General features: G+C 69.1%; 12 protein-coding genes. 3 read left to right on the top strand and 9 right to left on the bottom strand.

Translation table 11 applies throughout. The annotated features are described in order from the left end of the window. Positions 1-3: 3 nt before the first annotated feature. The gene (uvrA, locus tag QNO21_RS05100) at positions 4-2,904 is read right to left on the bottom strand and encodes an excinuclease ABC subunit UvrA (protein ID WP_257518769.1); all 2,901 of its coding nucleotides are present in this window, start codon (positions 2,902-2,904) and stop codon (positions 4-6) included. Between the two features lie 143 nt (positions 2,905-3,047). Here uvrA and QNO21_RS05095 point away from each other — a divergent pair, with 143 nt between their 5' ends. Beyond that, entirely contained in the window at positions 3,048-5,204 is a 2,157-nt protein-coding gene (locus tag QNO21_RS05095; protein ID WP_257518768.1) for a catalase, read from the top strand. Between the two features lie 3 nt (positions 5,205-5,207). Here the strand turns inward: QNO21_RS05095 and QNO21_RS05090 are convergent, their stop codons facing one another. Continuing rightward, positions 5,208-5,645 (bottom strand): MarR family winged helix-turn-helix transcriptional regulator, encoded by a 438-nt coding sequence (locus QNO21_RS05090; RefSeq protein ID WP_257518767.1) that lies wholly within the window; start codon positions 5,643-5,645, stop codon positions 5,208-5,210. 32 nt (positions 5,646-5,677) lie between these two features. On the opposite strand from QNO21_RS05090, the gene QNO21_RS05085 reads away from it, so the two are divergent. Beyond that, the gene (locus QNO21_RS05085; protein WP_257493721.1) at positions 5,678-5,920 is read left to right on the top strand and encodes a hypothetical protein; all 243 of its coding nucleotides are present in this window, start codon (positions 5,678-5,680) and stop codon (positions 5,918-5,920) included. A gap of 1 nt (position 5,921) precedes the next feature. Here QNO21_RS05085 and QNO21_RS05080 read toward each other — a convergent pair whose 3' ends face one another. The 3 genes from QNO21_RS05080 to uvrB are packed head-to-tail and all read right to left on the bottom strand — an operon-like array spanning position 5,922 to position 8,437. Continuing rightward, entirely contained in the window at positions 5,922-6,161 is a 240-nt protein-coding gene (locus tag QNO21_RS05080; RefSeq protein ID WP_257518766.1) for a VOC family protein, read from the bottom strand. 27 nt (positions 6,162-6,188) lie between these two features. Continuing rightward, positions 6,189-6,344, bottom strand: coding sequence for a VOC family protein (locus QNO21_RS05075; protein ID WP_257518765.1), 156 nt, complete (start codon positions 6,342-6,344; stop codon positions 6,189-6,191). Positions 6,345-6,355: 11 nt separating this feature from the next. Continuing rightward, a complete protein-coding gene (gene uvrB / locus QNO21_RS05070) occupies positions 6,356-8,437 on the bottom strand; it encodes an excinuclease ABC subunit UvrB (protein ID WP_257518764.1) in 2,082 nt (693 codons plus the stop codon). 161 nt (positions 8,438-8,598) lie between these two features. On the opposite strand from uvrB, the gene QNO21_RS05065 reads away from it, so the two are divergent. Further along, positions 8,599-8,964 carry a response regulator transcription factor gene (locus QNO21_RS05065; protein ID WP_257518763.1) on the top strand — a complete coding sequence of 122 codons (366 nt, stop codon included), beginning with the start codon at positions 8,599-8,601 and terminating at the stop codon, positions 8,962-8,964. Here QNO21_RS05065 and QNO21_RS05060 read toward each other — a convergent pair. The 4 genes from QNO21_RS05060 to rpsA all read right to left on the bottom strand — a co-directional run bounded on the left by QNO21_RS05060 (position 8,961) and on the right by rpsA (position 14,041). Next, a complete protein-coding gene (locus QNO21_RS05060; protein ID WP_257518762.1) occupies positions 8,961-10,121 on the bottom strand; it encodes a diguanylate cyclase domain-containing protein in 1,161 nt (386 codons plus the stop codon). The two genes, QNO21_RS05065 and QNO21_RS05060, sit on opposite strands and share 4 nt — an antisense overlap. Beyond that, on the bottom strand, positions 10,121-11,848 hold the full coding sequence (locus QNO21_RS05055; protein ID WP_257518761.1) for a sensor histidine kinase: 1,728 nt from the start codon (positions 11,846-11,848) through the stop codon (positions 10,121-10,123). Before QNO21_RS05055 ends, QNO21_RS05060 begins: the two co-directional genes overlap by 1 nt. Positions 11,849-11,857: 9 nt before the next feature. After that, positions 11,858-12,505 carry a dephospho-CoA kinase gene (gene coaE / locus QNO21_RS05050; protein WP_257518760.1) on the bottom strand — a complete coding sequence of 216 codons (648 nt, stop codon included), beginning with the start codon at positions 12,503-12,505 and terminating at the stop codon, positions 11,858-11,860. An 87-nt stretch (positions 12,506-12,592) separates the two neighbouring features. Continuing rightward, a complete protein-coding gene (gene rpsA, locus QNO21_RS05045; RefSeq protein WP_257517408.1) occupies positions 12,593-14,041 on the bottom strand; it encodes a 30S ribosomal protein S1 in 1,449 nt (482 codons plus the stop codon). Between the last annotated feature and the right edge of the window lie 33 nt (positions 14,042-14,074).

Here is a 14,074-nt window from a genome sequence, read left to right as displayed (position 1 = left end):
CGCTCAGCCCGCCTTGCGGACCGCCTGCGCGTCGCCGAGCACTTCGGCCAGGAACGCGCCGGTGTGGCTGCCCGCGGTGCGGGCCACCTTCTCGGGCGTGCCGGTGGCGACGATCTGTCCGCCGCCGGAGCCGCCCTCAGGCCCCAGGTCGATGACCCAGTCCGCCGACTTGATCACGTCGAGGTTGTGCTCGATGACGATGACGGTGTTGCCCTTGTCCACAAGGCCGCCCAGAACCTCGAGCAGGCGCGCCACGTCCTCGAAGTGCAGGCCGGTGGTCGGCTCGTCGAGCACGTAGATGCTGCGCCCGTTGGAGCGCCGCTGCAGCTCGGTGGCCAGCTTCACGCGCTGCGCCTCGCCGCCCGAGAGCGTGGTGGCCGACTGCCCGAGACGCACGTATCCGAGGCCGACGTCGACGAGTGTCTTGAGGTAGCGGTGGATCGCCTGGATCGGCTCGAAGAACTCGGCCGCCTCGGAGATGGGCATCTCCAGCACCTCGGCGATGTTCTTGCCCTTGTAGTGCACCGCCAGGGTGTCGCGGTTGTACCGCTTGCCGTGACAGACCTCGCAGTCGACGTAGACGTCGGGAAGGAAGTTCATCTCGATCTTGATCGTGCCGTCACCCGAGCACGCCTCGCAACGCCCGCCCTTGACGTTGAAGCTGAAGCGACCGGGCTGATAGCCGCGCACCTTCGCCTCGGGCGTCTCGCTGAACAGGGTGCGGATACGGTCGAACACACCGGTGTATGTGGCGGGGTTCGAGCGCGGCGTACGGCCGATCGGCGCCTGGTCGACGTGCACCACCTTGTCGAGGTTGTCGAGCCCGGTCACGCGCGTGTGCTTGCCCGCGAGACGGCGTGCGCCGTTGAGCCTGGTGGCGAGCACTTCGTAGAGGATGCCGTTGACGAGCGTTGACTTGCCCGAGCCGCTCACGCCGGTGACCGCGGTGAGCACGCCGAGGGGGAATTCCGCCGTGACGTTCTTGAGGTTGTTCTCGCGCGCGCCGACCACCGTCAGCATGCGCTTCTTGTCGATGGGGCGCCGCTTGGCCGGGGTGGGGATGGAGCGGCGTCCCGACAGGTACTCCCCGGTGAGGGAGTTGCGGTCCTCCAGCAGCGATGCCAGCGGCCCGGAGTGCACGACATGGCCGCCGTCGACGCCGGCGCGGGGGCCGATGTCGACGACCCAGTCGGCGGCGTGGATGGTCTCCTCGTCGTGCTCCACGACGATGAGCGTGTTGCCGAGGGCCTTCAACTTCAGCAGGGTCTCGATGAGCCGCCGGTTGTCGCGCTGGTGCAGCCCGATGGACGGCTCGTCGAGCACGTAGAGCACACCGGTCAGGCCGGAGCCGATCTGCGTCGCCAGTCGGATGCGCTGGGCCTCTCCGCCCGAGAGCGACCCGGCGGCGCGGCTGAGCGTGAGGTAGTTGAGTCCCACCTGCACGAGGAAGTCCAGGCGCGCGCGGATCTCGCGCAGCACTGCCGCGGCGATCTGTGCCTCACGGTCGGTGAGCTCGAGCTGCGCGAAGTACTCCTGCGCCTCGGCCAGGCTCAGCCGGGAGGCGTCGGCGATCGAGTGGCCGTGCACGAGGACGGCGAGCACCTCGGGCTTCAGCCGGTCGCCGTTGCAGACCTGGCAGGGCACCTCTCGCAGGTATTCCGACCAGCGCTGACGCTGACTGTCTGATTCGGCCTGGGCGTACTGCCGTTCGATGTACGGCACGACCCCCTCGAAGCCCGACGCGTAGCGCATCTCGCGCCCGTAGCGGTTCTTCCACTTGACAGTGACCTTGTAGTTCTCGCCGCGCAGCACCGCATCCTTGATGTCCTGCGGGAGTTTTCGCCATGGCGTGTCGAGCGAGAACTTGAGGTCCCGCGCCAGGCCTTCGAGCAGCCGCTCGTAGTACTGGTACAGACCCTTGCCCTGGGTCGTCCAGGGGATGATCACGCCCTCGCTGATGGAGAGATCCTCGTCGGCGATCATCAGGTCGACGTCGACCGACATCTTCGTGCCGAGTCCCGAGCAGGCGGGGCAGGCACCGAAGGGCGCGTTGAACGAGAAGGTGCGGGGCTCGATCTCGGTGAGCTGGATCGCGTGGCCGTTCGGGCAGGCGAGCTTCTCGGAGAACGACTGCCAGGCGTCGTCGCCCTCTTCATCGACGAAGTTGACCTGCATGATGCCGCCGGCGAGCCCCAGCGCGGTCTCGACCGAGTCGGTGACGCGGCTCAGGATGTCGGGCCCGGCCACCAGGCGGTCGACCACGACGGCGATGTCGTGCTTGTAGCTCTTCTTGAGCTTGGGGGCCTCCGCGAGCTGCACGAGGTCGCCGTCCACGACAGCGCGCGCGTAACCCTTCGCGCTGAGCTCCTTGAAGAGGTCCGCGAACTCGCCCTTCTTCTGCGAGACGACGGGAGCCACCACCTGGTACCGCGTGCCGTCGGGCAGCTCCATGAGCTGGTCGGCGATCTGCTGCACCGTCTGACGCTGGATGCGCTCGCCGCACTCCGGGCAGTGCGGCACCCCGATGCGCGCCCAGAGCAGTCGCATGTAGTCGTGGATCTCGGTGATCGTGCCCACCGTCGAGCGCGGGTTGCGGTTGGTCGACTTCTGATCGATCGAGACGGCCGGGCTCAGGCCTTCGATGAAGTCCACGTCGGGCCGGTCGACCTGCCCGAGGAACTGGCGGGCATACGAACTCAGCGACTCGACGTAGCGCCGCTGCCCCTCGGCGAAGATGGTGTCGAACGCCAGACTCGACTTTCCTGAGCCCGAGAGACCGGTGAACACGACGAGCGCGTCGCGCGGAATGTCGAGGTCGACGTTCTTCAGATTGTGTACGCGGGCACCGCGGACGCTGAGCGTTCCGCGGGAGTTTCCGGGCGCAGGGACAGAGACGATGGGCACTGATCAAGTCTAGGCGGGGCCTCGGACACCGGCTCGGAAAACCCTGCGAGGCGCGCGCGTTAGGGCACCGTCCGCCAGGCGTCAACCAGCGGAAAGCGGTCGCGCCGCCACGTAGCGTGCCGTGCAGTCCACCCCCCGCGACGATGGAGGATCCATTGCACAAGGACCGCAAGCCCACCCGCGACGACATCGTGATCCCCGGCGCCCCCGCGCCGGCTCCGGCCGAGCCCACCGAGCCGACCGAGCCGCTGCCTCCCAAGCCCGACCAGGCGGCTCCGAAGACGGTGACCCCCACGGGTGCCGAGACGGGGCTCCCCCCGAGCAGCACCGCACAGCAGGGCAACGGGCTCACCACGGCCCAAGGCGCCCGTGTGCGCGACACCGACCACTCCCTCAAGGCGGGGGCGCGGGGGCCGGTGCTCCTGCAGGACCACCACCTGCGGGAGAAGATCACCCACTTCGACCACGAGCGCATCCCCGAGCGGGTCGTGCACGCCCGCGGCGCCGCCGCCCACGGCACCTTCCGCGCCAACGGCGCCGCCTCGTCGGTCACCCACGCCCAGTTCCTGCAGAAGGGCGCGACCACCCGGGTGTTCACCCGGTTCTCGACCGTGCTCGGCTCGCGCGGCTCGGCGGACACCGTGCGCGACACGAGAGGGTTCTCCACGAAGTTCTACACCGAGGAGGGCGTCTACGACCTCGTCGCGAACAACATCCCCGTGTTCTTCATCCAGGACGCCATCAAGTTCCCCGACGTCATCCACGCCGGAAAGCCCCACCCCGACCGCGAGATCCCGCAGGCGCAGTCCGCCCATGACACGTTCTGGGACTTCGTCTCCCTGCACACCGAGGCGCAGGCCCACGCCATGTGGAACATGTCCGACCGCGGCATCCCCCGCTCCTATCGGATGATGGAAGGCTTCGGGGTGCACACCTTCCGCATGGTGAACGCGGAGGGCGCCACGTCGCTGGTGAAGTTCCATTGGCGTCCCAAGCTCGGCACGCACGCCCTCACGTGGGAGGAGGCGCAGCTGGCGGCGGGCAAGGACCCCGACTTCCACCGCCGCGACCTCGCCGACGCGATCGAGGCCGGCGCCTTCCCGCAGTGGGACCTGGCCCTGCAGGTCATGCCCGACACCGAGGACGAGACCTTCCAAGGCATCGACCTGCTCGATCCCACGAAGTTCATTCCCGAGGAACTCGCGCCGCTGCAGGTGGTGGGCACCCTGACGCTGGATGCCAATCCGACGAACTTCTTCGCCGAGACGGAGCAGGTCGCCTTCCACCCGGGCCATCTCGTGCCGGGCATCGACGTGACGAACGACCCGCTGCTGCAGGGCCGGCTCTTCTCCTACCTCGACACGCAGATCAGCCGGCTGGGCGGGCCGAACTTCGCCCAGCTGCCGATCAACCGCCCCCACGCCGACGTCAACGACATGCTGCGCGACGGCATGCACCAGACGGCCGTGCACCGTGGCGTCGCCCCGTACCAGCCGAACTCGCTCGACGGCGGCTGCCCTTTCCACGCCGGGGCGGACGAGTCGGCGTTCACCGACTTGCCGGTTCGGGTCGCCGAGTCGGCGAAGGAGCGCGCCCAGCCGGCGAGCTTCGACGACCACTACTCGCAGGCACGGCTGTTCTACCGCTCGCTCACGCCGATCGAGCAGCAGCATGTCGCCGAGGCCTACGCGTTCGAACTGGGCAAGTGCTACGAGCAGGCCATCAAGGAACGTCAGCTGCAGGCCCTCGCCAACATCGACGCCGGCCTCTGCGCCTCGGTCGCCGACGCGCTGGGACTGCCCGCCCCCGAGGCCACCGTTGCGGTGACCGACGCGCCGCCGAGCCCGGCGCTGTCGTTGATCGGCCGGCGGTGGCCGATCGAGGGCCGCACCGTGGGCATCATCGCGGATGAGCACACCGAGCAGGGCGAGCTCGGCCGCGCCCGGGCGGCGATCCACGCCACGGGCGCCGTGCCGCTGGTGGTGGCCCCGCGCGGCGGCATGCTCGGCGCGGTGCCTGTGCAGCGCACGGCCCACACCGCCGCGAGCATCGAGTTCGACGCGCTCATCGCGCTGTCCGGGTCGCCCGACCCGCGTACCGCGCGGCTCTTCGACGAGGCCTTCCGCCACGGCAAGGCGATCGGCGTGACGGATGCCGCGAGCGCGCTGCTGCGCGACGCGCGCATCCCCGTCGACGCCCCGGGCGTCGTCGCGGGAACGGCCGAGCAGGTCGTGGCCGGCGTGCTCGACCTCATGCCCGAGCACCGCGTCTGGGACCGCTGGCAGGCGCCCCTGCGCTGACGGTCAGGCTCGCCCCGTTCCCACGAACGGGGCGAGCCCGTCCCGCAGGGCCGCGAGCGCCGCGGCATCCACCCCCACGCGCTGCATGATCTGCTCCGGCACACGACGGGCCTCCTGGCGCAAGGCGGCTCCCGCCTCGGTGAGGCCGATGTCGAGCACGCGCTCGTCGTCGTGTCGACGGGTGCGGGTGACCCGGCCCTGCGCTTCGAGCCGCTTGACCAGCGGCGACAGGGTGGCCGGCTCCATCGCCAGCTCGTCGGCGAGGTTCCGCAGCGACCGCGGGGTGCTCTCCCAGAGCGCGAGCATCACGAGGTACTGCGGGTGCGTCAACCCGAGGGGCTCCAGCACCGGGCGATAGATCGCGACGACGTTGCGGGCGGCGGTGACGATGGCGAAACAGACCTGGTTCTCGAGCTTCAGCAGGTCGTCGGCACCGTCCACGCCCCCGAGTCTAGCCATTCGTTAGTACACTAATGATCATGACGCGCAGCGACCCGGACCGCCCTCCCCTTCGCGAACGCGTCCGCGAAGCCGGCGGCTGGTACGCCTACCTCAATTCGCGGCTGATCAAGGTCGCCGGCCCCGCGTCGGTGGGGCCGTACGACGCCGAGCCCGAGCCCACGCGCACCGAACGGGCGTGCCCGCTGTGCGGCAAGCCGATGTCGCAGCACACGTTCGACCGCTCGGGGCCGAAACCCCTCATGACCTGCCCCTGACTCAGCGCAGGCGCACGGACCCGTCGGCTTCGAGTGGCCAGCCCGGATTGACTGCCACCTCCCACGGATGCCCGTCGGGATCCACGAACACTCCGGAATAGCCGCCCCACTCGGTCTCAGCCGCCGGTCGCGCAACGCGGGCGCCGGCCTGCTGGGCTGTGCTCAGGACAGCGTCGACGTCGGCACGCGACTCCACATTGTGGGCGAAGGTCACTCCGCCCCAGCCGCCGTGGTCCGCCATGCCGGAATCCGCCGCCAGGGCGGCCCGTTACCACAGTGCCACGACCATGCCCCCGGCCTGGAAGAAGGCGATGTCGCCGGGAACCGAGCGGGGGTGCGGTTCCCAGCCGAGCGCGCGGTAGAACGCGATCGACCGCTCCAGGTCCGCCACTCCCAGGGTGACGAGGGAGAGCCGCTGCTGCATGGTCGCTCCGATCAGGCGTGGCCGGCGCGCTCCATGGCGCGCAGTTCCTTCTTGAGGTCCTGCACCTCGTCGCGCAGCCGCGCGGCGAGCTCGAACTTCAGCTCGCCGGCGGCGGCGAGCATCTGGTTCGACAGGTCCTCGATCGTCGACTCCAGCTGGGTGGCGCCCTCGGCCGCGATGCCCACACGACGCAGCTGCGGCGTGGGGCTCTTGCCCTTGCCGCTCTTGAGCGGGCCGGAGCGCTTCTTCGACAGCAGCTCCTGCGTGTCCGAAGCCTCGCGGTTGAGCGCGTCGGTGATGTCGGCGATGCGCTTGCGCAGCGGCTGCGGGTCGACGCCGTGGGCGACGTTGTACGCGATCTGCTTCTCGCGGCGGCGCTCGGTCTCGTCGATGGCCTTGCGCATCGAGTCGGTCATGTTGTCTGCGTACATGTGCACCTCGCCCGAAACGTTGCGGGCGGCGCGGCCGATCGTCTGGATGAGAGAGGTGCCCGAGCGCAGGAAGCCCTCCTTGTCGGCATCCAGGATCGCCACCAGCGACACCTCGGGGAGGTCGAGGCCCTCGCGCAGCAGGTTGATGCCGACGAGCACGTCGTAGACGCCCGCGCGCAGCTCGCTGAGCAGCTCGACGCGCCGGAGGGTGTCGACGTCGGAGTGGAGGTAGCGCACGCGCACGCCGTGCTCGCCGAGGAAGTCGGTGAGCTCCTCGGACATCTTCTTCGTCAGGGTCGTCACCAGCACGCGCTCGTCGCGGCCCACCCGCACCCGGATCTGCTCGAGGAGATCGTCGATCTGCCCCTTCGACGGCTTGACGACGATCTGCGGGTCGACGAGCCCGGTCGGACGGATGATCTGCTCGACCACACCGTCGGCGATGCCCATCTCGTACCGCCCGGGCGTCGCCGAGAGGTAGACGGTCTGGCCGACACGCTGCTTGAACTCATCGAAGCGCAGCGGCCGGTTGTCCAGGGCGCTGGGCAGCCGGAAGCCGTGGTCGACGAGCGTGCGCTTGCGGGAGGCATCGCCCTCATACATCGCACCGATCTGCGGCACCGTGACGTGCGACTCGTCGATGACCATGAGGAAGTCGTCGGGGAAGAAGTCCAGCAGCGTGTGCGGCGGCTCCCCCGGCATGCGCCCGTCGAGGTGACGGGAGTAGTTCTCGATGCCGGAGCAGAAGCCGAGCTGCTGCAGCATCTCGATGTCGAACGTCGTGCGCATGCGCAGTCGTTGCGCCTCGAGCAGCTTGCCCTGACCTTCGAGTTCCTTGAGGCGCTCGGCGAGCTCGTGCTCGATGGTGCCGATGGCCCGCTGCACGGTGTCGGTGCCGGCGACGTAGTGGGAGGCCGGGAAGATCGGCACGCTGTCCATGCGGTTGATGACGTCACCGGTGAGCGGGTGCAGCATGTACAGCGCCTCGATCTCGTCACCGAACATCTCGATGCGGATCGCGAACTCCTCGTAAACGGGGATGATCTCGATCGTGTCGCCGCGGACGCGGAAGTTGCCGCGCGAGAAGTCGACGTCGTTGCGGTTGTACTGCATCGCGATCAGCTTGCGGATGAGGGCATCGCGGTCGTACCGCTCCCCCACCTGCAGAGCCACCATGGCGCGCAGGTACTCCTCGGGCGAGCCGAGGCCGTAGATGCACGAGACCGTCGAGACCACCACGACGTCGCGCCGGCTCAGCAGCGAGTTGGTCGTCGAGTGCCGCAGCCGCTCGACCTCGGCGTTGATGGACGAATCCTTCTCTATGAAGGTGTCCGTCTGCGGGACGTAGGCCTCGGGCTGGTAGTAGTCGTAGTAGCTGACGAAGTACTCCACCGCGTTGTTCGGCATGAGTTCGCGGAACTCGTTGGCCAGCTGGGCGGCGAGGGTCTTGTTGTGGGCGAGCACCAGCGTCGGCCGCTGCACCTGCTCGATGAGCCACGCGGTCGTCGCCGACTTGCCGGTGCCCGTGGCGCCGAGCAGCACGACGTCGGTCTCGCCGGCATTGATACGGGCGGCGAGCTGCTCGATGGCCTGGGGCTGGTCGCCGCTGGGCGTGTATTCGCTGACGACCTCGAAGGGCCGGACGGCACGGGTGGTCTGCATCCTTCCAGCGTAGGCCGCCCTTCCGACAACGGGCCGGGCGTTCGCCGCCGGCAGAGCGGGCAGGCCGGCGGCGCGGGCCCCGACTGCGGGCGTCAGCGGCGCACCGGTCCGTTCGCGTACTATGGCGGCGAGAGCGAGGCGACACAGTGCAGCGAACGGCCGTGGTCCTGGAGGACGAAGAGGACATCCGCGCGCTCATCACAACGGTGCTCACCGGTGCCGGCTACGAGGTGTTCGAGACCGCGAACGGTCTGGACGCCGTGGAACTGGTCGCCCGCCACAATCCGATGCTGACGACGCTTGACGCGAACGTCCCGGGCATCGACGGCTTCGAGGCGGCCCGTCGCATCCGCGAAGTCAGCAACACATACGTGATCATGATCTCGGCGTTCGTCGAGGACGCCGACGCCGAGCGCGGCCGGCTGGCCGGCGCCGACGAGTACCTCGGCAAGCCCTTCCGTCCGCGCGAGCTGCGCGCGCGGCTGGAGATGGTGCCCGACCGGCGTCGGGACCACGGGCAGAGCTAAGCGCTCGGCTCGGCGACGAGCACGGCGGATGCCACACTCGAGGCCGCCCGCTCCGCCGCCGCACGTGCGTCGGCGAGGAGCGTGGGGGCATCCTGCCCCCTGGCCGACCCCACGGCGATGCCGACACCCAGCGACGGCAGCACTCCCCCGCTTGCGGCGTTGAAGGCGTCGAACAGCTCGCGGTACATCGCCATGCCCAGCCGCCGCGCTTCTGCCGACGAGCGCACCGTGGTCATGATCGCGAGCAGGTCGTCGTCCTGCTCGCCGACCACGGCGAGGGCCGGCGTGCTGCGCAGCACCGCCGCCCGCCCCTCGGCGATCAGCTCATCGGCCAGTTCGATGCCGAATGCGGTGGCGATGTAGTCCAACTCCTCCAGCCGCACCACGAAGACGGCGATCTGCTCGCCGTGACGCCGCGCGTCCTGCACCGCCTGCGCGAGGTCGGCGTCGAACTCTCTACGGGAGCGGATGCCGGACGTGGCGCGCGCGCCCTCACGCGTGGCCTGGCCGCGCAAGCCGGTGCGTGCGGCGCGCAGCACCGATGTCCCGACGACCGTGGTGATGGTGAGGACGACGGTGAGGACCGATGCCGCCTCCGTTCCGAACCATGTCCGGAACAGCTCGCTCTCCGGGCCCGCTGTCACGAACGCTGCCGTGCGACCCGCGTAGAACGCCGCCTCCCCCGCGAACGCGCAGGTCAGCGCCGCGGCGGTGGGGGCGTGCCGGAGCGCGTGTTGACGGGTCGCGAGGGCTGCGAGGGCGGCGAACACGCAGAGCGGCACGAACATCCACAGCGCCCCGGCCCAGTCGCCCCCGTCGGGGCCTTCGAGCAGCGCGGCTACGGCCGCGGCGACGGCAGCCGCCGCGACGACGACCGCCGGCACCGTCATCGATTTCTCGTTGTAACGGCGGCATCCCAGCCACAGCAGTCCGGTCGACGCGACGAACATGGCGTTGCCGCCGGCGACCGCCCACCAGGATTCGGGCTGTGTCGCCCAGACCAGGTAGAACAGCGTCGTGACCAAGCCGCTGAGAAAGCCCAGTGCCCAGAGCCGGCCCGCCTGGTCGTCGCGACGGAGAAAGGTCTCGACGATGTACAGCACGGCGCTGACCACGACGACGAGCGCGGTGACGGCGGCGAGGGAGTCCTGCTCCATCACTTGACTCCTGCTTCCTGGGCATCCGAGCGGTTGACGGATGCCTCGACATCCGCCCCGGGCCGCACGGACGGAACCGAGACGGTGAAGGTCGACCCGACGCCGAGCGTGCTGTTGACGTAGATGTCACCGCCCAGACGACGGACGATGTCGCGGCTGATCGAGAGACCCAATCCGCTTCCTTCCACATCCGTGCGACGCACGGCCGCCCCGCGGTAATACCTCTGGAAGATGTTCGCCAGATCGTCCTCATCGAGTCCGACCCCGGTGTCCTCGACGAGGATCAGCGTCTTGCGTCCGCGGGTGGCGGTCACCACCGACACCCGGCCACCCTCGCGGTTGTACTTGATCGCGTTGGACACCAGGTTGTCGACGACCTGGCGCAGCCGCAGCGGATCCACGAAGCCGCGCGCCGGCAGCGCACGAGACAGGTCGATCGTGACGTTGCGACTGCTCTCGCCTGTGACGAAGGACTGAGCCGAGGCCTTCACGATCTCGAGCACGTCGACGTCGCGCGGGTGCATCGGAAGCGCCGCGCCATCCGAGGTGCTGGAGGCCTTAAGCACGTCTCCGACCAGTGTCAGCAGCCGGTCGGCGTTGCGGTCGGCGATCTCCAGGCTCGATGCCGCGGCCGCCGGGAGGCCGGGTTCGTCCATGGCGAGCTCGATGTGGCCGATGATCGAGGTGAGCGGGGTGCGCAGCTCGTGCGAGACCGACGACACGAGCATGTCGCGGGCCTGCAACGCCCGCATCTCGGCGGTGACGTCGCGGGAGACCATGACCGCCCCGGCATCGTCGTTGCCCGCCGCGCCAGGCAGTCGGCGCACGGTGATGCTCAGGGCACGCCTCTCGCCGGGCACCGGCTCGAACCACACCCGCAGATCGGAGAACTCCTCGCCCCGCAGCGCGCGCGCCAGGGGCTGCTCCTCCGGCGGCAGGGGCGTGGTGCCGTCGGCCTGGTAGACGACGGGCCCGACACCGTCGCGATCGGGCATGAGCTGGTTCAGGTGCGCATGTGCGTCGCTGGTGACCGTCGTGAGCACGCCACGCTCGATGCGGACCACCTCGAAATCGACCGTGTCGAACACCTCGGACAGCATCTGCTCCTGGTGCCGCGAGCGTTCGAGGGCCTGCGCGAGGATCTCCGCCTGCCGACGCAGCAGCCGTCGCTGGGCGGCAGCCCGACGTGCGCTGCTGTAGGACGTCGCGCCGATCGCGGTGAGGACGACCGGCAGCAGCAGCGTCCCGAAATTGAACGACTCCTGCGGTACCAGCGTCAGCGTGACCGCGTACAGCACGACGCTGAGGCCCACGCCGCCGACGAACCCGGCCAGGGCGAACGACGATGCCAGCCAGAGCACCGGAAAGGTCCAGAGCAGGGCCGTACCCGCGGTGGCATCCGCCAGGCGCATCAATCCGATCCCGATGATGTCACCCAGCGGGATGAGTGCCGTCCACCAGAGCGGCACGCGCGCCCACGGCACCACGATGGCCACGGCGGTGAGCGCGACCACCAGCAGCACTCCCGAGAAGAACAGCGCCGTGTCGCCGGTGAAGCCGGTGCCGAACTTGAGGAAAGCGAGCACCGAGACCACCGCGGCCAGGAGCAGCTGGTTCAGGGCGGCCGTGCGAGCGAGGGTGTGGTCGGCCGCACGCGGCCAACCCCTTGCACCCCGGCTGGACGCCTCGGGCTGCTCTCTCTGGCGGTCGGAGGCGAGAGAGGGCATATGACGACGTTATCGCGAGTGAGCGCCAGTGCCGGAACGGCCGTCGGCGCCGTCACCCTCGGCGCGCCCCACCCGCGCCCACAGGTCGTCAGCCTGCGCCAGCGTTTCGGCGAGGGTGCCCGTGGTATCGATGACAACATCCGCGATCGCCAGGCGGCGGTCGTCGCCCACCTGTGAGGCGATCCGCGCGCGTGCATCCGCCTCGGACATGCCCCGCAGCTCCACGAGACGTCGAGCGCGCATCTCAGCCGGAGCGTGCGCGACGACGATCAGGTCCCACGGGTCGTCGACACGCGCCTCGACCAGCAGGGGGACGTCGTAGACCACGACCGCGCCGGGGTCCGCCGCAGCCGCCTCGCCGAATCGGCGGACGGATTCCGCCCGCACGGCGGGATGCACGATGGCATTCAGCCGCGAAACCGCATCGTCGTCTCCGAAGACACGGGATGCCAGTCGCGCACGGTTGAGCGAGCCGTCGGATGCCAGCACGTCGGAGCCGAACGCCTCGGCGATGGCCTCGAGCACCGGCGAGCCGGGCGCCTGGACGTCGCGGACGATGCGATCGGCATCCACCACGATCGCTCCATGGTCGGCCAGGCGTCGGGCGATCGTTGACTTGCCCGAGGCGATTCCCCCGGTGAGTGCGATGAGCGGCATGTCACGAGCATGCCAGACACCGACCTGGTGGCGCCGTGGAACGACGAAGGGCCGCCACTGAGAACAGTGACGGCCCTTCGTGATGGATCAACGACCCGAGAGCTTCTCCCGCAGGGCGGCGAGAGCCTCGTCGTCGGCCAGCGTGCCGGCAGAACCGCTGTCGGACGAGTACGTTCCCGCACCCGCGTCGACACCGGCGGCAGCCTCGGCCTCGAGGGCCTTGGCGACGGCGGCCTTGTGAGCCTCCCAGCGACCCTGAGCGGCGGCGTACTCGGCCTCCCAGGCCAGACGCTGCTCGTCGAAGCCTTCCTTCCACTGGTTGGTCTCAGCGTCGAAGCCCTCGGGGTACTTGTACTCCCCGTTCTCGTCGTACTCCGTGACCATGCCGTAGAGGGCGGGGTCGAACTCGGTGCCGTTGGGGTCGACCGACTCGTTGGCCTGCTTGAGCGACAGCGAGATGCGACGACGCTCGAGGTCGATGTCGATGATCTTCACGAAGACCTCTTCACCGACCGACACGACCTGCTCGGCCAGCTCGACGTGCTTGCCGGACAGCTCCGAGATGTGCACGAGGCCCTCGATGCCGTCGGCGACGCGGACGAACGCACCGAAGGGGACCAGCTTGGTGACCTTGCCCGGAGCGACCTGACCGATCGCGTGGGTACGGGCGAAGACCTGCCACGGGTCCTCCTGCGTCGCCTTGAGCGACAGCGAGACGCGCTCGCGGTCCAGGTCCACCTCGAGGATCTCGACGGTGACTTCCTGGCCGACCTCGACGACCTCGGAGGCGTGCTCGATGTGCTTCCACGAGAGCTCGGAGACGTGCACGAGGCCGTCCACGCCGCCCAGGTCGACGAACGCACCGAAGTTGACGATCGACGAGACCGTGCCCTTGCGGACCTGGCCCTTGTGCAGGTTGTTGAGGAACGTGGTGCGCGACTCGGACTGCGTCTGCTCGAGCAGGGCGCGGCGCGACAGCACGACGTTGTTGCGGTTCTTGTCGAGCTCGAGGATCTTCGCCTCGATCTCCTGACCCAGGTACGGCGTCAGGTCACGGACACGACGCAGCTCGATCAGCGAGGCCGGCAGGAAGCCGCGCAGCCCGATGTCGACGATGAGACCGCCCTTGACGACCTCGATCACCTGACCGGTGACGACACCGTCGGTGTCCTTGATCTTCTCCACATCGCCCCAGGCGCGCTCGTACTGCGCACGCTTCTTGGACAGGATGAGGCGGCCTTCCTTGTCCTCCTTCTGGAGAACCAGGGCTTCAACCTCGTCGCCGACCTTGACGACCTCGTTGGGGTCGACGTCGTGCTTGATGGAGAGCTCGCGCGAGGGGATGACGCCCTCGGTCTTGTACCCGACGTCGAGGAGCACCTCGTCGCGGTCGATCTTCACCACGGTGCCTTCGATGAGGTCGCCGTCGTTGAAGAACTTCAGAGTCTTCTCGACCGCGGCCAGGAAGTCCTCGGCAGATCCGATGTCGTTGATCGCGACCTGCTTGGTGGCCGGGGCGGTCGTTGCGGTAGTCATGTAGTGGGTTGTCCTTGTTGGGTTGGGGTATCG

The sequence above is a fragment of the Microbacterium sp. zg-Y818 genome, assembly GCF_030246905.1.
Lineage (GTDB): Bacteria > Actinomycetota > Actinomycetes > Actinomycetales > Microbacteriaceae > Microbacterium.
This window is presented reverse-complemented; position numbering and strand designations above follow the sequence as displayed.